The organism is Acidaminococcus sp. (assembly GCA_022482815.1).
Classification (GTDB): Bacteria; Bacillota; Negativicutes; order Acidaminococcales; family Acidaminococcaceae; genus Acidaminococcus.
The window spans coordinates 725,783-751,148 of sequence record JAKVOM010000001.1; the positions used below are offsets into that span (position 1 = coordinate 725,783).

Annotated in this window: 25 protein-coding genes and 1 other annotated feature; of the genes, 12 read left to right on the plus strand and 13 right to left on the minus strand. The window is 47.7% G+C overall.

Going from position 1 to position 25,366, the window contains the following annotated elements; genetic code table 11:
* Positions 1–2 precede the first annotated feature (2 nt).
* From LKE33_03180 to LKE33_03195, 4 genes are all read left to right on the plus strand, one after another.
* Positions 3–635 carry a V-type ATP synthase subunit D gene (locus LKE33_03180; GenBank protein MCH3949927.1) on the plus strand — a complete coding sequence of 211 codons (633 nt, stop codon included), beginning with the start codon at positions 3–5 and terminating at the stop codon, positions 633–635.
* 239 nt (positions 636–874) lie between these two features.
* Complete coding sequence (locus LKE33_03185) at positions 875–2,383, plus strand: GDSL-type esterase/lipase family protein (protein MCH3949928.1); 1,509 nt, start codon at positions 875–877, stop codon at positions 2,381–2,383.
* A gap of 62 nt (positions 2,384–2,445) precedes the next feature.
* Complete coding sequence (locus LKE33_03190) at positions 2,446–3,858, plus strand: GDSL-type esterase/lipase family protein (protein ID MCH3949929.1); 1,413 nt, start codon at positions 2,446–2,448, stop codon at positions 3,856–3,858.
* A gap of 226 nt (positions 3,859–4,084) precedes the next feature.
* Positions 4,085–5,440 carry a PLP-dependent aminotransferase family protein gene (locus tag LKE33_03195; GenBank protein MCH3949930.1) on the plus strand — a complete coding sequence of 452 codons (1,356 nt, stop codon included), beginning with the start codon at positions 4,085–4,087 and terminating at the stop codon, positions 5,438–5,440.
* A gap of 208 nt (positions 5,441–5,648) precedes the next feature.
* On the opposite strand, the gene LKE33_03200 is transcribed toward LKE33_03195, so the two are convergent.
* Complete coding sequence (locus LKE33_03200; protein ID MCH3949931.1) at positions 5,649–6,764, minus strand: transposase; 1,116 nt, start codon at positions 6,762–6,764, stop codon at positions 5,649–5,651.
* Between the two features lie 6 nt (positions 6,765–6,770).
* Positions 6,771–7,172, minus strand: coding sequence for an IS200/IS605 family transposase (gene tnpA, locus LKE33_03205; GenBank protein MCH3949932.1), 402 nt, complete (start codon positions 7,170–7,172; stop codon positions 6,771–6,773).
* Between the two features lie 148 nt (positions 7,173–7,320).
* Between tnpA and LKE33_03210 the strand changes: the two genes are divergently transcribed.
* Positions 7,321–7,875 (plus strand): hypothetical protein, encoded by a 555-nt coding sequence (locus tag LKE33_03210; GenBank protein MCH3949933.1) that lies wholly within the window; start codon positions 7,321–7,323, stop codon positions 7,873–7,875.
* A gap of 600 nt (positions 7,876–8,475) precedes the next feature.
* Here the strand turns inward: LKE33_03210 and LKE33_03215 are convergent.
* On the minus strand, positions 8,476–9,156 hold the full coding sequence (locus tag LKE33_03215; GenBank protein MCH3949934.1) for a transposase: 681 nt from the start codon (positions 9,154–9,156) through the stop codon (positions 8,476–8,478).
* Positions 9,101–9,784 (minus strand): hypothetical protein, encoded by a 684-nt coding sequence (locus LKE33_03220; protein ID MCH3949935.1) that lies wholly within the window; start codon positions 9,782–9,784, stop codon positions 9,101–9,103. The genes LKE33_03215 and LKE33_03220 overlap by 56 nt, the downstream gene beginning before the upstream one ends.
* A 69-nt stretch (positions 9,785–9,853) precedes the next feature.
* On the opposite strand from LKE33_03220, the gene LKE33_03225 reads away from it, so the two are divergent.
* Positions 9,854–11,512, plus strand: a complete 1,659-nt coding sequence (locus LKE33_03225) for an IS1182 family transposase (protein ID MCH3949936.1) — start codon at positions 9,854–9,856, stop codon at positions 11,510–11,512.
* Positions 11,513–11,693: 181 nt separating this feature from the next.
* Here LKE33_03225 and LKE33_03230 read toward each other — a convergent pair whose 3' ends face one another.
* Genes LKE33_03230 through LKE33_03245 form a run of 4 tightly spaced genes read right to left on the minus strand, consistent with a single transcriptional unit; the run spans position 11,694 to position 14,204 of the window.
* Positions 11,694–12,278 carry a nitroreductase family protein gene (locus LKE33_03230; GenBank protein ID MCH3949937.1) on the minus strand — a complete coding sequence of 195 codons (585 nt, stop codon included), beginning with the start codon at positions 12,276–12,278 and terminating at the stop codon, positions 11,694–11,696.
* Between the two features lie 6 nt (positions 12,279–12,284).
* Complete coding sequence (locus LKE33_03235; GenBank protein ID MCH3949938.1) at positions 12,285–12,728, minus strand: transcriptional repressor; 444 nt, start codon at positions 12,726–12,728, stop codon at positions 12,285–12,287.
* Positions 12,725–13,540, minus strand: coding sequence for a metal ABC transporter permease (locus LKE33_03240; GenBank protein ID MCH3949939.1), 816 nt, complete (start codon positions 13,538–13,540; stop codon positions 12,725–12,727). The genes LKE33_03235 and LKE33_03240 overlap by 4 nt, the downstream gene beginning before the upstream one ends.
* Positions 13,533–14,204 carry a metal ABC transporter ATP-binding protein gene (locus LKE33_03245; GenBank protein ID MCH3949940.1) on the minus strand — a complete coding sequence of 224 codons (672 nt, stop codon included), beginning with the start codon at positions 14,202–14,204 and terminating at the stop codon, positions 13,533–13,535. Before LKE33_03245 ends, LKE33_03240 begins: the two co-directional genes overlap by 8 nt.
* 164 nt (positions 14,205–14,368) lie before the next feature.
* Here LKE33_03245 and LKE33_03250 point away from each other — a divergent pair, with 164 nt between their 5' ends.
* Positions 14,369–15,271, plus strand: a complete 903-nt coding sequence (locus tag LKE33_03250; GenBank protein ID MCH3949941.1) for a zinc ABC transporter substrate-binding protein — start codon at positions 14,369–14,371, stop codon at positions 15,269–15,271.
* Positions 15,272–15,352: 81 nt separating this feature from the next.
* Here the strand turns inward: LKE33_03250 and LKE33_03255 are convergent, their stop codons facing one another.
* Complete coding sequence (locus LKE33_03255) at positions 15,353–16,216, minus strand: LysR family transcriptional regulator (protein MCH3949942.1); 864 nt, start codon at positions 16,214–16,216, stop codon at positions 15,353–15,355.
* Positions 16,217–16,560: 344 nt separating this feature from the next.
* On the opposite strand from LKE33_03255, the gene LKE33_03260 reads away from it, so the two are divergent.
* The 4 genes from LKE33_03260 (at position 16,561) to LKE33_03275 (ending at position 19,810) form a co-directional block, all read left to right on the plus strand.
* Positions 16,561–17,502 (plus strand): PepSY domain-containing protein, encoded by a 942-nt coding sequence (locus LKE33_03260; protein ID MCH3949943.1) that lies wholly within the window; start codon positions 16,561–16,563, stop codon positions 17,500–17,502.
* 338 nt (positions 17,503–17,840) lie between these two features.
* Positions 17,841–18,611, plus strand: coding sequence for a carboxymuconolactone decarboxylase family protein (locus tag LKE33_03265; protein ID MCH3949944.1), 771 nt, complete (start codon positions 17,841–17,843; stop codon positions 18,609–18,611).
* Positions 18,612–18,760: 149 nt separating this feature from the next.
* On the plus strand, positions 18,761–19,198 hold the full coding sequence (locus tag LKE33_03270) for a carboxymuconolactone decarboxylase family protein (GenBank protein MCH3949945.1): 438 nt from the start codon (positions 18,761–18,763) through the stop codon (positions 19,196–19,198).
* A 12-nt stretch (positions 19,199–19,210) separates the two neighbouring features.
* On the plus strand, positions 19,211–19,810 hold the full coding sequence (locus LKE33_03275) for an NAD(P)H-dependent oxidoreductase (protein ID MCH3949946.1): 600 nt from the start codon (positions 19,211–19,213) through the stop codon (positions 19,808–19,810).
* A 343-nt stretch (positions 19,811–20,153) separates the two neighbouring features.
* Here the strand turns inward: LKE33_03275 and ilvC are convergent, their stop codons facing one another.
* Both ilvC and LKE33_03285 read right to left on the minus strand, forming a co-directional pair.
* Positions 20,154–21,164: a ketol-acid reductoisomerase gene (gene ilvC, locus LKE33_03280; protein MCH3949947.1), complete on the minus strand. Its 1,011-nt coding sequence runs from the start codon at positions 21,162–21,164 to the stop codon at positions 20,154–20,156.
* Between the two features lie 78 nt (positions 21,165–21,242).
* Positions 21,243–21,490, minus strand: a binding site (T-box leader).
* 142 nt (positions 21,491–21,632) lie between these two features.
* Positions 21,633–22,259 carry a hypothetical protein gene (locus LKE33_03285; protein MCH3949948.1) on the minus strand — a complete coding sequence of 209 codons (627 nt, stop codon included), beginning with the start codon at positions 22,257–22,259 and terminating at the stop codon, positions 21,633–21,635.
* Between the two features lie 156 nt (positions 22,260–22,415).
* Between LKE33_03285 and LKE33_03290 the strand changes: the two genes are divergently transcribed.
* Positions 22,416–23,369, plus strand: coding sequence for an asparaginase (locus LKE33_03290; GenBank protein MCH3949949.1), 954 nt, complete (start codon positions 22,416–22,418; stop codon positions 23,367–23,369).
* 390 nt (positions 23,370–23,759) lie between these two features.
* On the opposite strand, the gene LKE33_03295 is transcribed toward LKE33_03290, so the two are convergent.
* Both LKE33_03295 and LKE33_03300 read right to left on the minus strand, forming a co-directional pair.
* Positions 23,760–25,088: a M48 family metallopeptidase gene (locus LKE33_03295; GenBank protein MCH3949950.1), complete on the minus strand. Its 1,329-nt coding sequence runs from the start codon at positions 25,086–25,088 to the stop codon at positions 23,760–23,762.
* On the minus strand, positions 25,072–25,266 hold the full coding sequence (locus tag LKE33_03300; protein ID MCH3949951.1) for a hypothetical protein: 195 nt from the start codon (positions 25,264–25,266) through the stop codon (positions 25,072–25,074). Before LKE33_03300 ends, LKE33_03295 begins: the two co-directional genes overlap by 17 nt.
* Positions 25,267–25,366 lie beyond the last annotated feature (100 nt).

Below are 25,366 nucleotides of genomic sequence, written 5' to 3' on the forward strand. Positions count from 1 at the left end.
CCATGGCTACGACTGTGAACCCGACCCGAATGGAGCTGACGCGGCTGAAACGCCGGCTCGCAACCGCTATCCGGGGACATAAACTGTTAAAAGATAAACGCGATGAAATGGTGCGGCAGTTTATGATTTACATTCGCCGCAACCATGAACTGCGCATCAAAATGGAAAAGTCACTGAAGAATGTGTCTCAGCACTTTGTCCATGCCAAGGCGGAAATGGGTTCCCTTTATATGAGTGAAGCCTTGATGTATCCGGCCCGCAGTGCGCAGTTTGAAGTCGGTGAGAAAAACGTCATGAGCGTGGATGTGCCGACTTTGACCTACACGGGCGCGACTGCCGACGACACGACGAACGTGCCGTATGCTTTCACGTTTACTTCTCCGGAACTTGATACAGCCGTTATGGATCTTACCACGTCCCTGCCGGAACTGCTGGAACTTGCCGAAGTGGAAAAGACCTGCAATATGCTGGCGGACGAAATCGAAAAGACGAGACGGCGTGTCAATGCTCTCGAATATGTTATGATTCCTGAAATGCAGAAGAATATCAAATACATCACGATGAAACTGGCAGAAAACGAACGTGCCAGCACGGTTCGTTTGATGAAGGCCAAGGAAATGATGGCAAAACAGTGATTGTATAATGCAGATCTGCCTTTCAAGGGGCTGTCGCTTGCTGCGGCAGCCCTTTTTGCAGATGTAGGGAAATAAACAAATGCGAGTCATGAAACGCAGGCTTGGTTTTTGAGAGCTTGCGGTACTGATTATCAATATACTTCCTGTGTATAGTCTACGATTTAAAGTAAGCATTAGCTATTTCATCCCTAATCTCGTATAATACAGCCAACAAGGAATAGATGAGGAGGGTGATTGCTGTGAATCGCCGTCAATTTACGATCTCTACGCTGGTTATTTCGCTGCTTTTTGTAATCGGTGTATATCGTTATATGCCTTGCCTGCATGAAATTCTTTCTTATTTTAAGGTACCTGTCTGTCTGCAGGTACAGGCTGCCAGGAAAGGTCAGAAAGTAATCAGAAATACGGTCGTACCGCAGCTTGATAAAGGTAAAAATGCCTTGGCGGCCATCCGCGTACTGCCGAAGACTTCCAGCCAGCCAACGGCTCAGATAATCCAGGCATCCGGAACGCAGAGCCTTTCTATTTCCAATCAGCTGACGACGCCGGCAGGCGAGCCGCCGGTTATTTTGAGCCATTTCACCAAGGAGAGCCCGGCGTCTCTGAAACCGGTGCTGCGCTGGGAAAAAGTCAAGGGTGCCGTAGTTTATGAAGTCCAGATGGCCCGTGGGGAAGAGATCTTTGAGGATAACGCCTATATTTATATCAATGGCTATAATGCTTCTCTTCCGGAAGGGTATGATGCCCCTTCCTTCCGGTGGCGCGTACGAGCCCTCAATTTGGACCGTACAGCGATTTCGCCTTATTCAGCCTGGGAAACGGCCTACGTAGATTCCAAGATTCCTGTCTTTCAGCGGCCCGTGCCCCTGAATGTCTATAATCAGGAAAAAGGAACTACTCTTTTGTATCCGGTCTATGACTGGATACCGGTCAAAGGTGCGGTTTCTTATGAGATTGAAATCTTAAATAGTCTTCCGGCCCGCAGTGATGTGAGGGCTCCTATTTCACAGCTGATGGGGCGTGGTACTACGGAATCGGGAGAGTGGTACGATAATGATAAACGCGTTTCCACTTCTCCGATGTACTGGCGCGTCCGCGGCCTTGATGCGCAGGGACGCCCGGTTGGATTCTTTTCCGTTCCGCAAAAAATGGTGACCAATCCGGATGATAATTGGGAAGTTGCCACGCTGGGAGACAGTATCTACCATGGCGGCGGCAGCCTTACCTATAGTCCCAACGACTGGGAATACAGCTTTCAGTATTTCTTAAAATTTGATTCCATCAATCTTGCTCAAAGCGGGGATACAAGTGAAGATACGGCTAATCGTTTTGAGGCGGATGTCGTACCGTTTCACCCGCGCTACCTTATCATTATGACGGGTTCCAACAGTCTGCGTGCCGGTGTCGACCCGGACGACGTGATCAATGATCTGGAAACCATTAAAAATAAGGCTGAGGAGAATGGAATTCATCCGATTTTTATGACCCTGCCTCCTATCAATCCTGCTAATATCCAAAAAGCTTTTAAGGAACCGACCGCAGAAGATTGGCAGGAACGGTTTGCGAAGGTTAACGCCTGGATTCGTCAGCAAGTTCATATTGATTTAGCCGGTAAAATTGACGAAAATAAAGAATTGCCGACAGAACTTGCGACTGACGGACTGCACTTGGATACGGACGGGAAAAAATTGATGGCTGAGGCTGTAAATGAGCAGTGGGACCGGGTGATTGCCTCATTTGGTAATTAATAATAGTGCAAGTTTATTCAAAACTTTTCTGCTTTGACGGCAGGAATAAGGAGAATTAATTTATGCAGCGAATTCACACCTTGTTTTCGGTAGGTTTATCTTTGTTTATGATATCCGGATTAGGCTTTCTGCCCGAATTTGGTCCTTTCTGCAGTGCGAAAAAAAGCGCGGTGGCGGAGGCAAAGGCGTACAGGGTGCCTACATCTCTTACGGATCCGTCCGTAATTAGTGCTTCCGGAACGCAGCCCATGAATGTATCCAATCAAATCACCACGCCGGCTGCTCAGCCGCCGGTTGTGCTTTCTCGCTTTACAAAAGAAAAACCGGCTTCGCGGAAACCGGTGCTGCGCTGGGAAAAAGTGCAGGGTGCCGTGGTTTATGAAGTCCAGTTGGCACAAAACCAAAGAATTTTCCTGACGGACGATGAAATTTTCATCAATGGATATAATGCAGTGCTGCCATCCTCTTTTACTGGAAATCAGTTTAAATGGCGTGTGCGGGCCCTGAATCTGGAGCGGCAGCCTCTGACTCCTTTTTCTGATTGGCAGACGGCTTACGTGGATTTGCGGATTCCTGTTTTGCAGCGCCCTGTACCGATGAATGAATTTAATAAGGGCAATGGTACCACGCTGCTTTATCCGGTATATAACTGGATCCCTGTAAATGGAGCCAGAACTTATGAAGTTGAAATCTTAAATAGTCTGCCGCAGCGGGCAGACACAGCAGCTCCTGCATCCCAGATTATTGGAAGAGGGAAATCCACGGGATTTGACTGGTATGATGATCATAAGCGCGTTTCCACTTCTCCGATGTACTGGCGCGTCCGCGGTCTGGACGGGCAGGGAAAGCCGGTAGGCCTTTTTTCCGATCCGCAGCAGATGGTCACAAACCCTTATGATAACTGGGAAGTAGGTACGCTGGGAGACAGTATTTATCACGGCGGCGGCAGTCTTTCTTATTCTCCGTCTGACTGGGAATACAGCTTTCAGCACTTTCTGAAATTTAATTCCATCAATTTGGCGGAGAGCGGGGACACAAGCGCGGCTACCGCGGAACGGTTCGACCGCGATGTCCTGCCATTTCATCCTAAGTACCTTATCATTATGACGGGAACGAACAGCCTGCGTGCCGGGACTGATCCGAACGATGTCATCGCCGATTTGCAGACAATCAAGGACAAATGCGAGGCAAACGGTATTCATCCTGTATTTATGACCCTTCCTCCGATCAACCCTGCCAATATTAAGCGGGCTTTTGGGGAACCGACAACGTGGGACTGGATGAAGCGTTTTGCCGCGGTCAATGCATGGATTCGTCAGCAAGTCCATATTGATCTCGGCGGTAAAATCAATGAATATCAAGAGCTGCCGACGGAGCTGGCCCTTGATGGAATTCATCTGGATACCTCCGGAAAGAAACTGATGGCTGAAGCTGTCAATGAACAGTGGGACAGTGTCATAAAGGTATTTGAGTGAGGAGCCGCGCAGAAAAGGGCAAATCGTAAACTGGTTAAAAGACTAAAGAACAGAGTGAAGCGACGAAAAACCGTTTCACTCTGTTTTTTATTGAGGCTGTCTGCCAAATGCAATTTACTGTCCATCGCAGGCTTTCGCCTAACAATCCGTCTCTTCATTTTTCTTTTCTTTTTTTCATTTCCGTGCTACAATTTTTCTATATTATTTATAAAAAAAGAGGCACAGTATGGCTACTGTTTTTAATTTTTTTCCACTGCCGGAAAAGGGCCCGCTTTATCGTCAGCTGGCAGGCTATTTCCGGAATGAAATTACAGATGGTCATTTTGCGGCAGGTGATTTGCTGCCGTCGATTCGCACTTTAATGCGTGACCTCAAAATGAGCCGGACTACAGTGGAAAATGCCTATGAGCTTTTGATTGACGAAGGGTATGTTCAAAACCTCCCAAGCAGGGGATATCAGGTAGCTGAGTACCATCCTGTTAATAAGGATGAGAAGCAGCAGGTATCTGACACTGCGATTCCGCTATCGCGGTCCATTCGTTATAATTTTTCTAACCGCTACGTTGACGCAGCTGCCTTTGATGCAGCCATTTGGCATCGCTGTCTGAATAAGGTACTCAGGGAGCCGGAAGCGATTGCCGGATATGGTGATCCTCAGGGGGAAGAAAGACTTCGGGAAGTCCTGGCTCGTTACAGTTATGAAGCCCGCGGCGTCGTCTGCCACAAGGACCAAATTCTCGTGGGAGCCGGTCTGCAGGCTCTTTTGATGCCTGTCCTGCCGCTTCTGCCCGTCCGGGAAAAGCGCATCGGTTTTGAGGCACCGGGCTTTCCCCAGGCTGAAGAAGTGGCCCGCCTTATGGGCTGGGAACCCGTCACGTTTGACCCCGGAGAACCGCAGGGACACTGGCCGGAAGTCCTGATGATCAGTCCGACAAACCCTTACAAAGGACGTTCCCTGTCCAAGCTGGAACGCAACAACCTGATTGTGGCCACACAGCTCGAACGAGTATATCTGCTGGAGGATGACTACAACGGAGAGTTTCGGTACCTGCATCGCCCCGTGCCGGCCCTGCATAGTTTCGGCAACCGGGAGCAGATTTTATATGTAGGATCTTTTTCCCGGATTTTGCTGCCTTCCCTGCGTATCAGTTATCTGGTACTCCCGGAAAAATTGCTGCCTGCATATCGCCGTGTTTCTTATCTTTTCAACCAGACCTCGTCGACGATGGAACAGCTGGCTCTCGCTCATTATATTGAAGAAGGGCATTTAGCGCGGCACGTAAAAAAATTACGGAAGCGGTATCTGGAAAAAAGTGCTTTGCTGCAGGCAGCTTTGGAAGCTGTTTTTGGGGATAAGGCACGGATTGTCCGGCTGGAATCAGGTCTCCATCTCCATATTGCCCTGCACTGTCAGGGAGATGCCGAGACACTGGCCCGCAAGGCACTTGACGGAGGCGTCATGGTGATGCCGGTAAGAAACGGCAAGAAAGAAAATCCTGAATTTTTACTGTCGTTTGCCGGCATTGCCCAGGAAGATATCCGTCTCGGCGTCGAAGCACTGAAAAAAGCATTGGAGGAGTAACACGGCAAGCGAATAATCAGAAAGGGAAAGAATAGCCGTTTTCTCTTGTTGCCCTTTTGCGGGAAGTTTTTTATAATGAAAAGAACAATTGACATCCTCCCACGAATAAATTCGTAGGATTCCTGAGTGACTAACGCCCTCTGCTACCCTGCGATAGTCTTACGAGGACTCCTGCAGCTGGACGATGCCCCGCCCAGTATTGTTTACTTCAGGCCGATTCAAGTATTCGCAGGCCTTCCTGATGGATATTACGGGCAGCATTCCTGTCCCTGTCATGATGTGAACCACAAGCAGGGCAAACCCATTCGCGAATACGGAGATCTTTCATCTCAGGATTCTTATAGCTGCATTCCGAGCAGAGTTGGCTAGACGGGAAGTATGGATCTACTTTAACGATTCTTGTACCAACCTGTCTGCCTACATAAGCGAGGATATTCTCGAACTCAGAAAACCCGTAGTCCATAACCTTTTTCCCGTGGCCTTTCTGCATGAACTTCATATTCAAGTCCTCAAGACAGATGACTGCGTAGCGGGAGCATAATTCTCTTGCCAACTGCCAGTGAAAAGCATTACGCTGATTCGCAATCCTACGATGCAGACGACCCAATTCCTGGCGAGCCCTGCACCGATTGTTTGACTGCATACGTTTCCTGGACAGCTTGCGATTGGCACGGGCAATTTCGTTCCTGGCTTTGCGGAAAAATCCTGGTTCCCGGATATCTTCCTCCGGATTTTCAGCTATGAGCATTTTGCCATTGAAACCGAAATCGAAGCCGACGCTTTTACCTGTTCGTGCTCCTACTTCGATATCCGGCAATTCGCAGGTGAAATAGAGATAGATATCACCAAGGCTGTCCCGTTTGATAGTCAATATCTTAATTTTGCCTTCGATGTTGCGGCTTTTCGCATAGCGGTATTTCTGTTTTGCGATATAGACAATACCATGCTCCTGATCCAGTTTCCAGCCAGCCTGTTTGAGCGTATAGGATTTATACTTTCGTACCTTGCGGAATCCTGGTGGTGCCGTCTTCCGCTCCCGCTTCAGGTTTTCCCAGAAAAGCTTATAGCCCCTGTCAATGCGTTGAGTAACATCTTGCAAGGCTTGCGAGCCAATCTCTTTCAGATAAGCAAAACGCGGTATTTTCTTAAGCTTCGTGAGATGCTTCTGGAGCGCATAGAGGTTCAATGACTTATGGTACAGTTTCCAATATCTCTTATGCAGGGCGATGCAATGGTTATAGGCTATTCCGGCAGCATCAATCTGCCGATGCAGTTTTTTGTTCCGCTTAGCACGGAACAGCTTGAACCCGAATGTCCTGACCATTGCTTTTCACCCCCTGGTTTTTTGAGTATCCATATAGCGTTTAATCGTTTCGCTGCTAACATTGCCGGCCGTCGAAACAAAATAGCTCCTGGTCCATAATGACGACATACCACTCAGTTGAGGAAATTCATTTCGAAGTCGATGGGAGGAAGCTCCTTTCACCTTCCTCATAATTTCGGCAGGGGACTGCTTCGGCCAGCACCTTAAAAACAAATACACATGGTCGATATGGCATTCCATGGCAAGGATTTCAATTTTAAGTTCCTCGCATATCTGCCGTGTCAGCTCCTTGAATCTCTCCTCGACATGAGGAATCAAGAATATCTTGCGACGGTATTTGGGACAGAATACAAAATGATAGTTGATGAAAGATACTGTTGTTTTTGTCCTGAAATATTTATTTTCCATGATATTAATATAACACGTTAGTAGATAAAAGCAATTAAACATCTACAAGCATGCAAAATATCATTTTGTTTTTAGTGGACGAGTTTCATCCCATGGTTAAAACCAAGGGATTTCACTCGCTGGAGATTTGTAAAGGAGGGCTTTGCCCATGAAAAAGCAAATGGCCGCTGCGGCACTTCTGGCACTTTGTCTTGCCGGATACTCCGCAGGTGGGGAGGCGGCTCAGTTTTTTGCCCAAAAGTATGGCTTTAGTGCGGCCGGCACGCTGCAGCCGGCACTTGCCGTTAAATTTGATAAAGATACAGCTCGTCCGATTACGGGTTCTCTGGTTGCGCAGGACGGCGGCCGCCGCGTGATGACGCTCGCTTATCTGGACGGTGGAAATATCAAGCTCTGTACGTTTCAGCGGGGCGTGAATTATCTAATGTATAAACTCCATTTCCGGGAAGGCAAGGAGGACTTGCTGGTTCTTTCCTACGGATCCAAGGGAGCAGGGCGCACTATGTTGGAAGATGTTTCCGTCATTGGCAGCGATGCCATGGGGTACGTTCGTCTTCTGCCGATAGCCGGGTTTAATCCGGTTGAAGTCTTCAACAGTCCGCTGCAGATTCGCGGCAATGAAGCTGTTCTGTTCCTGGATTCAGCCGCTAAGGTCATGCGTATTGCCTGGGATGAACAAGGCGGTCAGTACGTAGTAAAGTAATTAATATCGTCCGAGAGACAAATCGTAAAAAATTTAAAATACGCTTTTGGTCTATGGCATATAGCCTAGTAAAGTGGATTGTGGCTAGTGGAGAGAGTGGTTAGCACCGGAGTGCTGGCAGCTGCTTTGGCGGATTCTTGAGATAAAATGCAGCGGGCAGCTAGTAAAAAATAAAGGCGCTTTTGGCTTATGGCATTTAGCCTCGCCTGCAGCAGTGTGTTGAAGGTTTTGATTCAAATAAATATGATGTAAAACCTGAAATTTAGCAGATAACCTAAATTTCAGGTTTTATTTTAAAAAGGTGCTTTTAGCCTTTTGCTTATGGCATTTAGCATTGAATTGGTACTATCTTCCGCCACTTTCGTGGCCTCCTCCTTCCGACTGCGTGGAAGGAGATTCCAAAGGGATACCCAACCTGACGGTTTGGTTTAATGAAAGGCCATTTTTCTTCCACGGGCGGGCTGCGGAAAGCGTGAATAAGGGGCTGTCGCATTTTGCGACGGCCCCTTTTGTATCAAAAACAAGGTAAAAGCAAGGCGCGGCCTCATTGAATGAGACCGCGCCTTGGTGTAGAATTTAAATATGCAAAAAAACGGTTCTTCACGTTTTTTTCGGGAGTATACCTCTTACGGTTGGAATTGAGAGGTAGCGAATTAACGTGAAAAAGTACTCATCATCTCTGTATCCGTAAGCTCTTCTTTTGGCCACTTTTATCTTGTTGTTGAAGCCTTCAAGCTTCCCTGTGTTTATCGGGTACAGGGCATGGTTCACCAGTCCGTCTATCCTTGGCAGCTTAATCCTAGCAAACCTAACCAGGGCCGGAATCCCGCTGCCCAGTGCTGCTTCAAACCAGCGCTTCCATCCTGCAAGAGCCTTGTCATAGTCCCTTAATTCATAGAGGGCTATCATCTCTTCCTTCATGGAATAACATATTGCCAGCTCCTCGTGCTCTGCAAAGATGGCCTGCAACGCTTCTTTGCTCTTAGGATTCAACTTATCTTCATTGGTGAGTAACGGCCAGCGGACTTTCTTCAATGTGCGGTAGTTCTTCTTTTCTTCGGATATCCGCTCTTTTAAAACCGGCTTGTCTTCAGCACTTGCGTCTTTTAATGCTTCTTGCATGTTTCTGGCTTTATCCCTATGCATTCTGGCCTCATCAAGTCTTACTACACCTAATACTTCCTTCCCGAATTGAGCCTGCATGTGGTAACGATAATACACGACCTTAGCTTGCGGCAGATGTTCTTGTACCAGCTTGTTGTAGGAAGCGTTCATATCCATGGCGACTGCCTTGACCTCTGTCAGCTATCGCCCAACCTCTGCCGACCCAGAGAATATAACCTGTCGCTAAATCCATGACGCAAGTGGCATAAGTGTGTCCCTTATGGATAGCAAACTCATCGATGGCCAGAAAACGGGGCTTGTAAGAGGTCAGCTCCAATTCCATTTCATATTTATCGAGAGATTCGTCCATGAGCTGTTTGTGGACATAACGAATCGTGCTCCAGTGAATTCCTGACATCTTGGCAATTGCATTGGCAGGGATTCCATTACGAAGCAGCGTCTCAATCCAAAGGGAAGCCCTCATGGTAATGCGAGTCCCGGGATATTTAAAGGGAATAGGCTCAGTGATGGTTGCATGGCAGCAGGAGCAACGGAAGCGATGCCCTTCAAAGCGGATCATCCTGGTATGCTCAGGATACGCAGGGAAGCTTTTCAAGTAGATGGAAAATGGCTCGTAAGAATACATTTTCTGACCACATTTAGGACAACAGAAGTCGGTATATTTCTTTTCACTGCAAATAACAATCTCCTGGCTGTCATCAAAAGGGTCTTCCGACATGAAGACATTGTAAAAGACATCTTGACATTCTGCATTATTTTGAATAGTGTAATTAGTAAAGGACATTTTCTTCTCCCAAGGTATGGTTTCGTCGCTTATATTTTGGAGGAGTTAATGTCCTTTTTCAATAGTCAAATGTCTTCTAGTCCACAAATTTCCGTGAAGAACCAAAAAAACAAACCTACACAAAAGGATTATACAAAAATTGGCAGTTCTTATCAACTTTTTCTTCCTCTAAATTTTGAAGTACAAATCCCTAATGACGATCCTGTTCGCTTGGTGCGTGCCATGGTAGAAGGGATGGATGTAAAGGCATTGTATGACACGTATTCTCATGTCGAGAATAAATTAACGTCACCAATTCAGCTGCTGGAAATCGTCATTTATGCATGTATGGAAGGAATTCGTGGTTCGCGTAAGATAGAGCAATCCTGTAAAAGAGACACTCATTTCATGTTCCTCTTAGATGGGAAAAAAGCTCCGGATAATGCAACCATTGCAAGATTTTGTTCCCTCCATCTAAAACCATGTATCAAGGAGCTCATGATTCAGATGGATAAATGGCTGCTGGCTCGCGGGTTCATCACGCTGGATAGCCTGTTCATCGATGGGACAAAAATTGAATCTGTGGCAAACAAATACAAATTTGTTTGGAAAAACAGAATCTTAGGCAGCCAGAACAAACTCATAGAGAAACTGGAGCAACTGGTTCCCGAAATCGAGGAACGTTTCGGGATCAAGGTCTGTTACGGAAACACTTTCCACATCCGTCATTTAAAGAAGCTCCTAAAAAAACTGCTTGTCATAAAGCGGGCTGAGGGAATCGAGTTTGTTCACGGATGTGGGAAAAGAAAGACCATCCTACAGAAGTACTATGAGATTTTAGCTAACTATCTCAAACGCCTTAAGGTGTATACGAAGCAGCTTCATATCTGTGGGGAACGGAACAGCTTTGCCAAAACAGACCCGGATGCTACCTTTATGAGGATGAAAGAAGACGCCATGCTTAATGGCACCTTAAAGCCGGGATACAATGTCCAATATGCAAACAATTCCGGTTTTACCTTGTTTGCAGATGTGAGTGCGCATCCCACAGATATGCGGACACTCATTCCTTTTCTTGAAGGATTTGAAGCCCACTTCGGTCAGAAATTTGCAAACATTGTAGCCGATGCAGGCTATGAAAGCGAAGAGAACTTGGTCTGGCTGAAGAAGAATCAGTATACTTCATATATCAAGCCTAACAATTATGAAAGAAGCAAGAGGAAAAAGTATAAGAACGACATCGGCAAAGCAGAAAACATGACATATTTGCCTGATCAAGACATGTATATCTGTAAAGGTAGGAGACTGCTGAAAGTCAGCAAAGTAACCCAGGTAAAGAACCGGTCAGGATATGTGTCAGAGAAAACATATTACGAATGTAAGGACTGCAGCGGTTGTCCCTACAAGGAACAGTGCATCCATGGGAACAATTGCAGGACACCCATGGAGAAAAGAAACAAGAAATTAGTGGTCTCGAAGAATTTTGCTGCATTGAGGGCAGAATCCCTGAAGAACATTACTTCCGAATATGGTAAGGAACTGAGGATGAACCGCAGTATACAGGCAGAAGGAGCCTTTGCGGATCTCAAGGATTCATTAAACGTCAGAAGACTAGAAACCCGAGGCAAAGGAAATGCCCTGGTAACAGTGGGAATATGTGCCATGGCACGGAATGTCCTGAAGGTTCATCACAAAGTTCAAGACGGCAAAGAGGATTTGCACTTATATCCGCTGAAAAAAGAGGCCTAAAAGAACCTACAAAAAGAGCGCTCGAAAAAAGCAACTTAGGGTTGCTTAATTTCGTGCGCCCTTTTTTCATCTCAAAACATATTCAACTAAAAAGTAAGGCAAATTGGGGCCTTTAGCAAGTTATTTCAGGGATTAAAAATCGGTCACTTGCGACAGCCCCTTTGTTCTTCAAGAATTAATCTTATCTATATTCCATTACATCTTTCAATGCTTTTTTCGGCACATAATAGTCACGGTTGGCGTCTACGTAATAATCGAGATTTCCGTCTGCCTTGACCGGTACCATAGTGCTCTTGTGAGCCGGATAACCTAACCCGATGGTTAGAATGACTTCCTGATCTTCGGGTACTTGCAGCAGTTTTTGGATTTTTGCGCGGTCTATAGCTCCCAGAAGTACGGTACCTACCCCTTGGGAAATGGCAAGGAGGGCTATGGTATCAAAAGCAATGCCGGCATCGGCAAGGCTGAATGGGTTTGCATTTTTTTCACGGGTCATGACAATGAAGGCAACGGGCTGCTCACCGGGTTTCGGCGTACCGATTTCCTTAGGCAGGGCTGCTGCATAGTGGAGCAGCGGCTGCATGGCGCTGACATTCTCCTTGCTTTCTACGATATAGTAATGCCAGGGCTGGCCGTTGCGGGCGTTTGTTCTCTTGCGTGCCGTATCGACAAGGGTCGTCAGAAAATCCTTACTCAGCGGTTCCTGTTTGAAACGACGGTAGGTCCGGCAGATTTCATAAAGATCAATCAGTTCTTTTAGTTCCATGAAAAATCACTCCTTTGTTTTTTTCTTGGCTTTGCATTGTTCGCAGTAGCCGAAGACGGTCAAATCGTGGCCGACAATTTCGAAATGGGTCTTTTTCGCAAGTTCCTCATTGAATGTTTTGAGCGGGCAGCCGTGAATCGGGATAACTTTGTGACAGCCCAGACAAATGAGGTTATGGGTATGACTCATGGTAAAAAGCAGAAATCCGGATTTACGGGTTCCGGGAATCCGGACTTTTTCCGTAATCTTACGGTCGGTAAAAGTTTCCAGGGTACGATAGACTGTGGAAAAATTAAGCGTCGAACCTTTTGAAACAAGCGATTCATAGATTTCATCTGCCGTCAGAATTTCCTGGCGGGAAAGCAGCAGATTCAGGACTTGTTTACGGGGCGTTGTAAGTTTCAGGTTATACTGGCGAATAATGGCATCGGCTGTAAGCGTTTCTGTCATGAACGAACACCTCCCTGACGGCTTTGCCGGATCTCCTCACCGGCGATGACGAGGAGGAGAACGAGTACGGAAGCAATAGCCGTGATGCCGCCCGGTGCCGCTCCTACTTCGTAGGAGATGACGAGGCCGGCCATGATATCAATGAAGCTGAATACTACGGAAAGCAGCAGCGTGCGGTTGAAACCCTGGTGGAACTGGAGCGCCGTAGCTACAGGCAGTGCAATGAGCGAACTCATTACGAGAATGCCCACGATACGGATGGATACGGAAATCGTGGCGGCGACCAGGAGAGCGAAAATATAGTTAATTGCACGGCGGTGGACACCTGAAATGCGGGCACCGTCTTCGTCAAACGCGAGCATGACAAGCTGCGGGTACAGCGCACGAATTGTAATTACGGACACGGCCGTTAAAATGGCTACCGTGACGACTTCACCATGGCTGACAGTCAGGATACTCCCAAAGAGGAAAGAATCGATATTGGCTTTTACGAGGCCGGAACTGACGAGGGTAATGGCGATGCCGACAGAGAGCGACATAACGATGACCAGGGTCAGCTCAGCATAGCGGCGAAACTTTTCTCTCAGGATTTCAATCAGGAGACCAAAACAGGAAGTCAGGCAGAAGGCACTGACAATGGGACTGGTCTGGAACAGGAATCCGGCAGCTACACCGGCCAGGGAAGCGTGACTCAGGGCGTCGCCGATCATTGAATAGCGGCGCAGGACCAAAAAGGTGCCGATGAGCGGGCAAAGCAGGGAAATGAGCAGGGAAATGACGAAGGCATTCCGCATGAAAGCATATTCAAACATGGTGACGGCCTCCGTTCTCCTGCAGATATTCTTCAATATATTCTTCCGGCGTACAGAAGTGCCCGCGGCCATTTACCATATGAAAAAAGGTGGAAGCATTATGGGCGGCATAACGAAGATTATGCTCGACCGTGACAATGGTGACACCTTGCTTTTCGTGCAGGTCATGAATCAGCGGGTAGAGCTGATCCTGGGATTTCAGGTCCATCCCCGTCGAAGGTTCATCCAGAATGATGAAATCCGGCTCCCCGATAAGCGCCTTGGCAACCAGCACGCGCTGGAACTGTCCACCCGATAGAGCACCAACAAGATGACGGCGGAATGGCACCATATTGACCTTTTCCAGAGCGGCCGTGACAGCATCTTTGTCCTTGACCTTAAGGACGCGGCGCTGAAAATCGAGAAGTTCGTCCACCGTAATCGGAAACTGGCGGTTAATCAGGTCAGTCGGCTGGGGGACATAAGCTGTCCGGCGGAAGGTGCATTTGATGGAACCGTGCTTTGGTTTCAGGAGGCCGAGCATGACTTTGATGAGCGTGCTTTTGCCGCTGCCGTTTTCACCGACAACGGCGACATAATCACCGTCATGAATGGTCATGGTCAGATCCTCGAGCAGGTAAGGCCCGTTTTCATAAGCAAAATCTATGTGATTCAGAGAAATCATGAAAAGCTCCTTTCGTGTTGCTTTCCTATTATAGACAAAGCTAAACGGAAATGCAAGGCACTTGCATTTGTTGACGAGTAAAAGACTTCGTGTTAGAATAGCCTTGCTCTTGCAAATAATTTGCAATAAAACAATACGGAAAGTTTCACGGTGAGGCTTTAGATATGAAGAAATTGGCTGCTTTTTTATGTATTTTGTTTGTGCTGCTGGCAGCAGGGTGTACATCAGAAAAAGAAAAGAAAGTGAATGATGACGGCCGGATGGTCGTTGTTACGAGTTTTAATGCCATGAAAGAGTTGACACAGGCCGTAGGCGGAGAATATATCCGGGTCGAGACACTCGTGCCGGACGGGACGGGGCCGCATGGATTCCAGCCCACTTCGGATCAGATGAAAATGGTCCACCGGGCGAAGGTGCTGGTCGTCCATGGCCTCGGCATGGAACCATGGACGCAGGATGTGGTAAAGGCTGCAGACAATCCAGGACTTGTAGTTGTAGAAGCATCTCAGGGAGTGCACACGATTCCGCTTGTGGATGCGGAAGAAATTAAGGAGCATGGGGCCTATGACCCCCATGCCTGGCTGAGTCTCAAGGCGGCACAGGTTGAGGTAAGTAACATTGCTTCTGCGCTCATCAAGGCTGATCCCGTCCATAAAGAAATCTACCGGCAGCAGGCGGAAGCCTATAGCCGCAAATTGGAAGCTCTTTATCAGGAATATAAAAAACGGATGGCGCAGCTGCCCGGCAGGGAATTTGTGACGGGACATGCGGCATTCGGATACCTCTGCAGGGATTTTGATCTTAAGATGAACAGCATAGAATCTGTTTTTGCTGAGGGAGAACCGAGTGCTAAACAACTGGTCCGGCTGCTGGATTACTGTAAAGCGCATCATATCCGGACAATTTTTACGGAAAGTGGAGTCAATCCGAAGACATCCCTGACGCTGGCCAGAGAAATCGGTGCTGAAACCGTACCTATCTATACGCTTGAAACAGCGGAAAATGGCAAAGATTATCTGACGCGGATGCGGGAAAATCTGGAACAGATTTACGAGCACTTGAAGTAAGTAAGGAACGTGGCCAGCAACCTGTGACCTGCGTAAAAGGACCTGTGAAAAAATAAATTCATTTTTTCACAGGTCTTTTAATTATTTCTTTAAATATTCATCTACGTACTCAATAAACAGCTGCATTCCTTTGTTGAGCTGATATTGACTGCGGTAATACATCCATGCGTCGTACGGTACGGGCTCACCTTTCACTGATTGAATAGGTGTCACACAGAGGTCAGGTACTTCCCTGGCACATATTTCCGGCAGCAGGGAGAATCCAAGGCCCTGCTGCACCATTTTAATTGCTGAATCCATGGAAGCCGTCTCTATGCGGGTTCTCGGTTTTTCCCGGAATTTTGAATACCCCCAGTTATCCGTAAGGCTCCTGAGTGCCGTATTGCTGATACAGTGGATACACGGAGTCTGCGGCAGTTTGTCCAGGGAAATCGGATCCTTGCTGAACAGACACAGATTCGAGGACCATATTTTTCGTTTTTCCTCAGCCCAATTGAAATCGGAGTGAATGATGCAGACATCAAATTTTCCCTTTAGAAAATCTCCATAGCAGGTGGATCCGATACCAGATCTTACCGAGACTTCGACACCGGGATTTTCTTTGGTAAAACCACTCAGCAGCTGCGGCAGTTCGTATCTTGTTACAAATTCGGAGCAGGCAATTGTAAGGGAACCAAAGGTTTCTCCGACCGGGGAAGAAATCATATTCTTCACTCTGCGGTATCCATCATTGGTTTGATCTATGAATCGCATCAGCACTTCTCCCTGTGGGGTAAATACAATCCCTCTGGGCTGCCGGATAAAGAGCTGACAGCCGAATTCGGCCTCCAGACGCTTCAGCCGGTCACTGATGGCGGGCTGAGAGATAAACAGGCGTTTTGCAGTATGGGTAATGTTTTTCTCTTTATACAGAGTTTTTAATAGTACAAAATCTTTATCATCCATCTGTTTTATCCCTCTTTCTTATTTAAAGCTGATTTTTCATTATTATATACTAAAAATTATCATTTGAGACGCGTAGATATGTGAAAAAACTGAGACATCAAATTTTAAAATGATAAAAGATAAAATTTAATAAAATATTTTAATAATGAGTTCATCCGCTTTTCAATGCGAAGAATAATAGATTAAATTAACAGTTAACTTAGAACTTAATAAATTTCAGTAATATCTTCAGACTTGTTTAAATATAACTCTTTTCGTTTACAATTTATTCCAAGTTTTTTCATCCAGTCTTCATCTGTGTGACTTATGATGTCCCCAACAAAGCAAATAAGGGGGTCATCAATATGACTGAGATGAACAAATGGGAAACAATTAAAGGAGCAGCTGGAAAAACAGTTCAATGGACGCGAAGCGTCATTACTCCTAAAAGAATTAAAAAATGTGTAACTATTTTAGTACTTCTTGCTGTAGTTGGCGGCGTTGGCAGCCTGGGCGCCATGAAAGTAAAAGCACAGCGCCGCGTCGCTGAAGACACAGCTCGTACGGAAATGCTGCAAAAGGTTGCCGCTCAGCAGAACCGCAGCGTGCTTTCAACGGACGAAGTAAAAAGACAGGTCGCTGATCTTCTGGGAGCCGATCCGGATACTTTGAATTTTGAACGGATCAGCCTCAGTGATAAGCAAAAGGATTTCGGCAAGGATAGAAAAAGATTTGAGAAACGTGACAGGGATAAGGAGGACAAGAGAGAAGATAAGAAAGATGATAAGAGAGAGAATCGCAAAGAGCGCCGCTCCGGCGATAATGACAGACCCGGGAAAGACAACAGACCGGGTGCACAGCAGCGTGACTTCAACCGCGGTCCTGGAAAGGCAGGTCAAGGGAACCAGTCCGGCCGCGGTCCTGGGATGGCGGGCCTGGGTATGATGCCTGGCCAGCCTGTACCGAATGCCGCAGCTCCGAATGCCGCAGCTCCGAATGCAGTGGCTCCGAACGCAGCGGCACCGCAGCAGCAAGCGCCTGCGGCAGACGGAAGTACAGCACAAAATGCTGAAGTACCGAATGCTGCACTGCAGGCACCAGCTGCACCGCTTCCTCTTATGGGAAATGTCCCTCAGGGACCTTTTGGAGTGCCGGGACTGCGCAGGAATGGGCAGCAGCCTCTTGTGTACAACGTGTCGGCTGTCAAGGACGGAATGACGTATCGTCTTGCTCTTGACGCGGAAACGGGGAAGGTTCTTGGCAGCAAAGTACATCAGACTTCCCTGCTGGAAAGATTCCTCTTTTGAATAATTGAACAAGGGGTTGCCGCACAGCGCGGCAACCCCTTGTTTCGCAGCCGGCAGCCAACGGTTTTTAGAAAGGCTGCGGGTTTTAACAAAACGGAGCGCGAAACACTTTCCATCGCTTTGCTTTTATTCTTTCAAGCCGTTTACGGTTTGTTTCCGACGGTGCGACCAGCGGCCTGCGGCCAGCAATCAGCGTCTTTTTACCTGAGCATGCTTTTGAGGCATACTACAGCATGATAAACAAGTATTGGAATGAAACCGGCTTCTCCTTTATACTTTAATTGTAAGGAAATTACGAATGATAGTACTGCAAGTTAAGATAAGGAGAGGATTCAGATATGAAGAAAATCGTTCAAACCGCCGGCCGTGACGCACTGGGTCAATTTGCTCCGCTTTTTGCGGAAGCAAACGATGATTTCTTGTTTGGTAAAGTATGGAATGATCCGTCTGTAGATGTAAAGACGCGTTGTCTTCTGACGGTGACGGCTCTTGTAGCTTCTGGAATGACAGACAATTCTTTGAAGTACCATTTGCAGAATGCTAAAAATCACGGAGTGTCCCGTGAGGAAATTGCAGGTGCATTGACGCATGTAGGTTTCTATGCCGGGTGGCCAAAGGCCTGGGCAGCTTTTAATATGGCCAAAGAAGTGTGGAAGGACGCAGCACCGCTATCCGCCAAGGATCGCTTCCAGCAGGAAATCATGTTCCCCATCGGGGCTCCGAACGACGGCTTTGCTCAATATTTTGTCGGCCAAAGTTATCTGGCTCCGGTATCCACGGAACAGGTCAAAATCTTTAATGTGACGTTTGAACCGGGCTGCCGCAACAACTGGCATGTGCATCATGCCGATAAAGGCGGCGGACAACTGCTGATTTGTGTAGGCGGCAAGGGCATTTACCAGGCCTGGGGTGAAGAACCTGTGGTCATGACGCCTGGCACAGTTGTCAATATTCCGGCGAATGTGAAGCATTGGCATGGTGCTGTAAACGATTCCTGGTTTGCACATCTGGCAATGGATCCTGCCGGTGAAAATACATCCAACGAATGGTTGGAGGCCGTATCCGATGCAGATTATGCTAAAAGCTGTGAGAAGGCTTCCGAAATTTAAATGACTCTCCTCTGGCATCCCCGGCGGAGAGCGAAAGAAGGTCATCATAATGAAAAAAATTATTCTGTTTCTGTTAGGATTCGGAACAACAGGTGATGATTGGCTCCGCTAAGGGGCAGGGGAAGTCATGCGGCTGGAAAGGAGACTGCATGATGAAGAAAGCGGTAATGGTTCTATTGACTTGTATGCTGATGGTTTCCGGGGGTACTGTAAAGGCAGCGGCCGCAGAAGCGGTACCGCAGCAGCGCGAAAAAATTGTACAGACAGCCGGGCGGAAGCAGCTTGGTTCTTTCGCCCCGATTTTTGCCGAAGCCAATGATGATGTGCTCTTTGGTAAGGTATGGAATGATCCTTCTGTTGATTTGAAGACCAGATGTATCATTACGGTTACATCCCTCGTTTCTATGGGAGTTACGGACAGTTCTCTGAAATACCATTTGCAAAATGCCAAGAATCACGGCGTAACCCGTGAGGAAATTGCCGGTGTGCTGACACAAGTCGGTTTCTATGCCGGCTGGCCGAAAGCATGGGCAGCATTTAACATGGCAAAGGAAGTATGGCCGGAAGAGACTTCCGCAAAAAAATAAAGGAGAAAGATCATGAAAAAAATAATCGGGTTATTGGCAGTGCTGTTTACAGTGTTTGCTGTGGGCTGCTCCAGTGCCGGCAGCCAGTCAGCTTCCAAGAGCGAACCGGCAAAGGCAGCTCCGGCTGCTTCTGCTGCTAAGCAGGGTGAAGTGGCCGTTGTCTATTATTCCGCTACAGGTAATACGCGGAAATTAGCGACGACTGCGGCTAAGGCACTTAAGGCAGATCTTATCGAAATTAAACCGGCCCAGCCATATACGGACGCGGATTTGGATTATAATAATCCTGAGAGCCGTGTATCCAAGGAACATAAAGATGGCAAAGTCCGTCCGGCCGTAGCTAATCAGGCGGATTTGTCCAAGTATAAGGCCGTTGTGGTAGCTTATCCGATTTGGTGGGGTGAGGCACCGTCCGTAGTTTATACATTTGTTGAAAATGCAAAGCTGTCCGGGAAGAATGTGGGTGCTATTTGCACTGCATACTCCAGCCAGATTGGCGACAGCGGTGAAAACGTGGCTAAAGCAGCCGGCGCTAAGTATGTAGGCGGCCAGCGCTTCAGCCCGAATGCTTCTGAGGCAGAAATTCAGAAATTCTTCTCCGGAAAGCTGTAAGAGAAGTTTTCGTCGGTTGGCTTCCTATCAGAATGGAGGAAGGGACTGTGAACAATGAGCAATCATTATTTCACAGCCCCTTTTTGTATTGTCACCCGGCAGGCTGAGGTTCATAAATCAAAAGACACTGCGCAGGCAGGTGCTGTACGGGGTACTAGTACAGGCTGCTTTTGCAGTGTCTTTTGTTGTGAATGAAGATAAGACTTCATTCACGCAGAGTAGAGATCCTTCGTGGAAGATGGCTCTTCCACATAGAGGGCGGAATCAATTTTTATGAAGCTCCACTGGACTGCCTGTTGACTTTGAACAAGCAGCAGGAAAATCAGGCAATGGGTGGTTCTTCTTACTCATTCTTGTCATTATCATGCAGCCAAGGCATCATATCGCGCAGCTTGGCACCGACTTTCTCAATCGGATGTTCTGCATGCTGACGACGCATTGCCAGGAAGTGAGCGCGGCCGCCGGCACGATTTTCCAGCAGCCATTCTTTAGCGAAGGTACCATCCTGGATTTCGGACAAAATTTTCTTCATTTCCTTCTTGGTTTCGCTGGTAATGACTCTGGGTCCGCGTGTATAATCGCCAAATTCTGCCGTGTCACTGATGGACTTTCTCATCTTGGCCATGCCGCCTTCATACATCAGATCGACAATCAGCTTCATTTCATGGAAGGTTTCGAAGTAAGCAATTTCAGGCTGATAGCCGGCTTCGCACAGCGTTTCAAAACCATTCTGAATCAGGTGGGTAACGCCGCCGCACAGCACGGCTTGTTCACCGAACAGGTCGGTTTCGGTTTCTTCCTGGAAGGTCGTTTGGATGACGCCGGCACGGGTTCCGCCAATACCGCGGGCATAAGCCAGGGCGATATCAAAGCATTTGCCGGTAGCATCTTGTTCTACCGCGAAAACGTCAGGCACACCGCCGCCTTCCACGAAAGTACGGCGAACCAGATGGCCCGGGCCTTTCGGAGCAACCATGAAGACATCTACATTGTCTGGAGGGACAATCTGTTTGAAATGGATGTTGAAGCCGTGAGCAAAAGCCAGGGCGCTGCCCGGTTTCAGGTTCGGACCGATTTCGGCTTTGTAGACATCGGCTTGTTTTTCATCCGGAATCAGAATCATCGTAATATCTGCCGCTTTGACAGCATCGGGTACAGAAGCTACTTTCAGACCTGCTTTTTGGGCAATCTCAATGGATTTACTGCCTTTATACAATCCGACCGTCACATCGATGCCGCTTTCTTTCAGGTTCAGCGCATGGGCGTGGCCCTGACTGCCATAACCAATGATAGCGACTTTCTTGTCCTTGATTACATCCCAGTTAACGTCCTGATCATAAAATACTTTTGCCATGTTTTTTCCTCTCCTTTTCTGATGGCTGATTTGTTGGTGTCAGGGCTGGAATGATACATAAAAAAACTCCGTCCCTTCTAAAGGGACGGAGTAAAGTTCCGCGATACCACCCTGATTCCCGGTGCATTACTGCTTCCGGGCACTCTGCAACGTACCAACATACGCGTTCCCTCTAACGTGGGACCACCGTAAGCGCCTACTGAGAAATCCTTTTCAGCACTTCTCCTCGGGAACCAGTTTCACTGCTCTGTCCTCATCGGCTCGCACCTGCCGCCGACTCTCTGAAGATGGACTGGAGAAGCTACTCTTTCCGTCATCGGATTTGTCATATTTGCTCTTTTTGAAGAGCTTGAGTGCATTCTACAAAAACAAATTCTTTCTGTCAAGGATTTTTTCAAAAAAGTTTATAACAAAGTGAATCTGCGGGAGAGTATTACATATAAGTGTAACGTTAGTTACGTTTTCGTGCTATCGTCTGACTGGAATCCTGCCGCCGGCAGGTCTTGACGCGCCGCTGCCATAAATCGGGCGGGCCGGACGACGACGTGGCTTAACCGTGGTTATCACAGATTGGTTCGGCCGGGCCGGACGGACGAGATACGGGGTGGAAGACCTCTTCTGCGTGCTGCGCTGGACAGCGCTTGGCGATTTTACTGCTGTTGGCAGTTTAGCAAGCTTTACGGGCGGCGCTCCGAAAGGATCTACCACTACGATACGAGGATTATGGGGCAGGTATGGCCGTACAGTCGGACTTGCGGGCAGCGTCGGAGTAAAGTTTCCCAGTGTTGTTACTGGTTTCCAAACGGTAAGCTGCGTGGCAGCAAGGGCCGAACTCGTCATAGGAAAAAGACTTCCGCCGCCCGTTTCCGCAGCCATTTGTTCTGACAAATCACGGTGATAGGGCTGCAGGAAACCGGTGGAAGCTGCCGGTGATACGGGATTAGTTACGAAGGTTTTGCCGTCATGGGTGACTACGCGGGAACGGCGTGACAGATCGCCGTAGGACGCCCCGGAAGATAACCCACGGGCGGGAACCAGCAGGACTGCGGACGCCAAAAGGCAGCACAGCACTGTAGTATAGCGATGAATGTTCATGACAGCACCTCCTTTCTGGCTGCTGGAGATAAGCAGGTCATTCATGCTGCCGGCTGCTTAGCAGGCTTTTCCTCATTTTGCCTATGCACAGCAGCATGATATAATATAACTATTCTAAATTATACTATTATCATACCAAATAGGAGTGATAAACTCATGGCATTTTTGAAAAAAATCCTTTTTTTGACAACAGGCGGTACCATCTCTTGTCAGGTTACTGATGACGGTCTGGAACCGACTTTGTCTGGGAATGATATCTTGAACGCAGTCCCTGAACTGCGCCGTTTGGGAGATATTACCGTACAGGATCTGACTCTTGTAGACAGCAGTAATATCCATCCGGAACAGTGGTCTGACTGGGCCGGGGTCATCGGAGATAATTATTCGGAATATGATGCGTTTGTCCTGACACATGGAACCGATACAATGGCCTATACCGCTTCCGCACTGTCCTATATGCTGATCAATCTTGGCAAACCGGTTGTCCTGACGGGGTCACAGGTGCCGCTGAGTATGACAAACAGCGATGCCCGCAGCAATCTGGAACTGGCCTTCACCGTTGCAGCCAGCGGACTGCCCGGAGTATTCATTGCTTTTGGCAATAAAGTCATCAAAGGGGTATGCGCTAAAAAAATCTTCACCCGTAATTTCAACGCCTTCGAAAGTGTCAATGAATCGCCTGTGCTGTATTTTGGCAAGGATGGTGTCAGAAAAAATCTGCCGAGCCGTGAAGTCGTCGGCGGCTTCCGTGTAGAAAATAAAGTGGAGCCGAAGGTGATGGCGATTACCGTTACGCCGGGACTTAAACCGGATATCATTGATTACGCGGTGGCAAGAGGTTATAAAGGACTCGTACTCGAATGTTACGGCGCCGGTGGTGTCAATACGGCAAAGGACAACTTCCTGCCGGCTATCCGCCGGGCTATTAAAGCCGGCGTGCGGATTATCTGTGTATCTCAGTGCCTTTTTGACGGCGTGGATCTGTCTCTTTACCCGATGGGCATTCTGGCTGCTCAGGCCGGCGTGGAATCGGGCGGACCGATGACGCTGGAAGCAGCGCTCACCAAACTCATGTGGGCTCTTGCCAACAACCCGGTGGAAGAAGAGTAACAAAACGAACAGCGGAAAAGGTGATTTTGTGTTTAATGCAGACTCACCTGTCAGATTGCTTCCACGGGCGGGATGCGTAAAAGAGGCTGTGAAAAAAATAAAAAGCGCTTCTGGCATTTGACCTATGGCATTTAGCCTCGTCTGCAACAGCGTGTTAAAGCTTTTGATTCAAGTGAAATATGATATAAAACCTGAAATTTAGCAGTTAATCTAAATTCCAGGTTTTATTTTTATAAGTTCAAAGAAAAATACCTTGGTCATTTTGCTTCCACGGGCGGAATGCGGACGGCGGGCTGCGGAAAGCGTGAAACAGGGGCTGGGAAAGAATACGTATGCATTTCCCAGCCCCTTTGTTTAGCTATTGGTTCTTGAGGACGTTATCCCCTCGTACTATTTATTTGTCTCCTGCGCTGCGCGTGCAGCACGATATGCTTCTACGCGCTGACGAAATGTTGTTTTAGTCTGAGTATCTTTGGAAGATGTTTTCGTTTCCTGCTTTACTTTTTTATCCTGTTTTTCTTTTAGCTCCTTTGCCTCTCTGGCTTCCTTCTCCTGCTTCTCTTTTTGCTCTTTTTCTTCTTTTGCTTTCTTTTTCAGAAGCTTGTCATCTTCAGGCTTAACGGCCGCGTTGAGATTCTGAACCCAGGCTGCTTCGTTATCGCCTGCAGTAAAGCGCATAATGCGGGTCCCGCCAAAGTAAAGATCGGAACCGTCACTGGAGGCAGAGAGAACCGTTTCAGGCTGATCGTGGTACACTTTGGCAAGTCTGCCTGCAACAGTATAAGAACGTTCGCGTGCACTCATGGAAGAAGTGGCGGCCGGCTGACCGATGGTCTTTTTATTGACCACAACAGCACCGGACTCTTTATCCACTGCCACGTGGTCACCGCTGAATTCATACATCCGTTTTGCATAACGGTCGCGGCGTGCTTCGTTGCCCGGGTGATCGGAAGGATTGAATACGGAGCCCAGGAAAGACTGTTTCCGCGTTCCCATTTTTTCGATGACGCGCTGCCACAGGGCGGCACCGGCTCCGGGGTTGTAGCCGGCCTTGGAGGCATAGTCAAAACCGAGTACGTCCGCTCTTTTTTCCATCGGCAGAGTAATCATTTTAGCCGATCCCATATTGGCCAGCACATTGGCTCCGACGGCCTCCAGCATGTTGCCCTGGGAGCCGGCAACCGCGGCCAGAAGAGCCAGCGGGAAAGTCTTTTTCACACCGTTTGCCGGGTCATTTTTCTGACCGTGTCCAAGTTCGTGCCCCACGACAAAGGCAACTTCATCTTCATTGTAGTCCAGCATCTTAAAGAGGCCGATATTCACGGAAAGATTGTGGCCCAGCGTGCAGTAGGCATTAAAATTCTCGTTATTGTTGACAAAATAGTTATACGGTTTTTCGGCGAGCTTCGGATCTTCCTTACCGATGACCGTGGTCAGACGCCCCATGACGCGGTCCAGCATGGCGTTGGCCGCATAATCGTCAGAAACGCCTTCTTTGTCTTTCATCGACTGCAGAAATTCATGACGGCCCTTTCCATCGAGGTAGTTTACCTGATCGTTTAACATGGAATATTCTGCCGTGACGCCGATCATAGCACCGATTGCATCACCCCAGTCAAATGCATGTACTGTGGCAGGTGCCGCGGCTCCGCCAAGGGTCAGCATGACAGCTGCCGCAAGCGCGACCGCGCGCTGTTTAAACTTAAATTTCTTTACCATCGTAATCTCCTCCTATTGCGCAGGAAAGAACAATTTTGTTTTCTTTAATGATAATACAAACTGCCGGGTTTCGCCATAAAGAAGTCGAAAAATTTTGTGAAATATAACCTGCTGATGAATCTGATTTTTCTGTTAACATTTCCCCGATAAAGTAATCTCGTATGATGATTTCCGGCACTGTTTTATTGCCGCTTCTTTTACCTTTTCATCAAAAATACACTTGTATATGTTATAATTTGAATTAAATAATTGCAAAAATTGTTTTTTTTATAAACAAA

What these genes read in the sequence shown, in the direction of transcription:
- LKE33_03295 (MCH3949950.1), bottom strand. Translation starts at nt 25,088, where the DNA reads ATGGTAAAGAAATTTAAGTTTAAACAGCGCGCGGTCGCGCTTGCGGCA.
- LKE33_03260 (MCH3949943.1), top strand. Translation starts at nt 16,561, where the DNA reads ATGACTGAGATGAACAAATGGGAAACAATTAAAGGAGCAGCTGGAAAA.
- LKE33_03250 (MCH3949941.1), top strand. Translation starts at nt 14,369, where the DNA reads ATGAAGAAATTGGCTGCTTTTTTATGTATTTTGTTTGTGCTGCTGGCA.
- LKE33_03220 (MCH3949935.1), bottom strand. Translation starts at nt 9,784, where the DNA reads ATGTCCTTTACTAATTACACTATTCAAAATAATGCAGAATGTCAAGAT.
- LKE33_03265 (MCH3949944.1), top strand. Translation starts at nt 17,841, where the DNA reads ATGAAGAAAATCGTTCAAACCGCCGGCCGTGACGCACTGGGTCAATTT.
- ilvC (MCH3949947.1), bottom strand. Translation starts at nt 21,164, where the DNA reads ATGGCAAAAGTATTTTATGATCAGGACGTTAACTGGGATGTAATCAAG.
- LKE33_03230 (MCH3949937.1), bottom strand. Translation starts at nt 12,278, where the DNA reads ATGGAACTAAAAGAACTGATTGATCTTTATGAAATCTGCCGGACCTAC.
- LKE33_03235 (MCH3949938.1), bottom strand. Translation starts at nt 12,728, where the DNA reads ATGACAGAAACGCTTACAGCCGATGCCATTATTCGCCAGTATAACCTG.
- LKE33_03210 (MCH3949933.1), top strand. Translation starts at nt 7,321, where the DNA reads ATGAAAAAGCAAATGGCCGCTGCGGCACTTCTGGCACTTTGTCTTGCC.
- LKE33_03195 (MCH3949930.1), top strand. Translation starts at nt 4,085, where the DNA reads ATGGCTACTGTTTTTAATTTTTTTCCACTGCCGGAAAAGGGCCCGCTT.
- LKE33_03190 (MCH3949929.1), top strand. Translation starts at nt 2,446, where the DNA reads ATGCAGCGAATTCACACCTTGTTTTCGGTAGGTTTATCTTTGTTTATG.
- LKE33_03255 (MCH3949942.1), bottom strand. Translation starts at nt 16,216, where the DNA reads ATGGATGATAAAGATTTTGTACTATTAAAAACTCTGTATAAAGAGAAA.
- LKE33_03240 (MCH3949939.1), bottom strand. Translation starts at nt 13,540, where the DNA reads ATGTTTGAATATGCTTTCATGCGGAATGCCTTCGTCATTTCCCTGCTC.
- LKE33_03225 (MCH3949936.1), top strand. Translation starts at nt 9,854, where the DNA reads ATGTCTTCTAGTCCACAAATTTCCGTGAAGAACCAAAAAAACAAACCT.
- LKE33_03285 (MCH3949948.1), bottom strand. Translation starts at nt 22,259, where the DNA reads ATGAACATTCATCGCTATACTACAGTGCTGTGCTGCCTTTTGGCGTCC.
- LKE33_03215 (MCH3949934.1), bottom strand. Translation starts at nt 9,156, where the DNA reads ATGGATATGAACGCTTCCTACAACAAGCTGGTACAAGAACATCTGCCG.
- LKE33_03290 (MCH3949949.1), top strand. Translation starts at nt 22,416, where the DNA reads ATGGCATTTTTGAAAAAAATCCTTTTTTTGACAACAGGCGGTACCATC.
- LKE33_03275 (MCH3949946.1), top strand. Translation starts at nt 19,211, where the DNA reads ATGAAAAAAATAATCGGGTTATTGGCAGTGCTGTTTACAGTGTTTGCT.
- tnpA (MCH3949932.1), bottom strand. Translation starts at nt 7,172, where the DNA reads ATGGAAAATAAATATTTCAGGACAAAAACAACAGTATCTTTCATCAAC.
- LKE33_03180 (MCH3949927.1), top strand. Translation starts at nt 3, where the DNA reads ATGGCTACGACTGTGAACCCGACCCGAATGGAGCTGACGCGGCTGAAA.
- LKE33_03245 (MCH3949940.1), bottom strand. Translation starts at nt 14,204, where the DNA reads ATGATTTCTCTGAATCACATAGATTTTGCTTATGAAAACGGGCCTTAC.
- LKE33_03200 (MCH3949931.1), bottom strand. Translation starts at nt 6,764, where the DNA reads ATGGTCAGGACATTCGGGTTCAAGCTGTTCCGTGCTAAGCGGAACAAA.
- LKE33_03270 (MCH3949945.1), top strand. Translation starts at nt 18,761, where the DNA reads ATGATGAAGAAAGCGGTAATGGTTCTATTGACTTGTATGCTGATGGTT.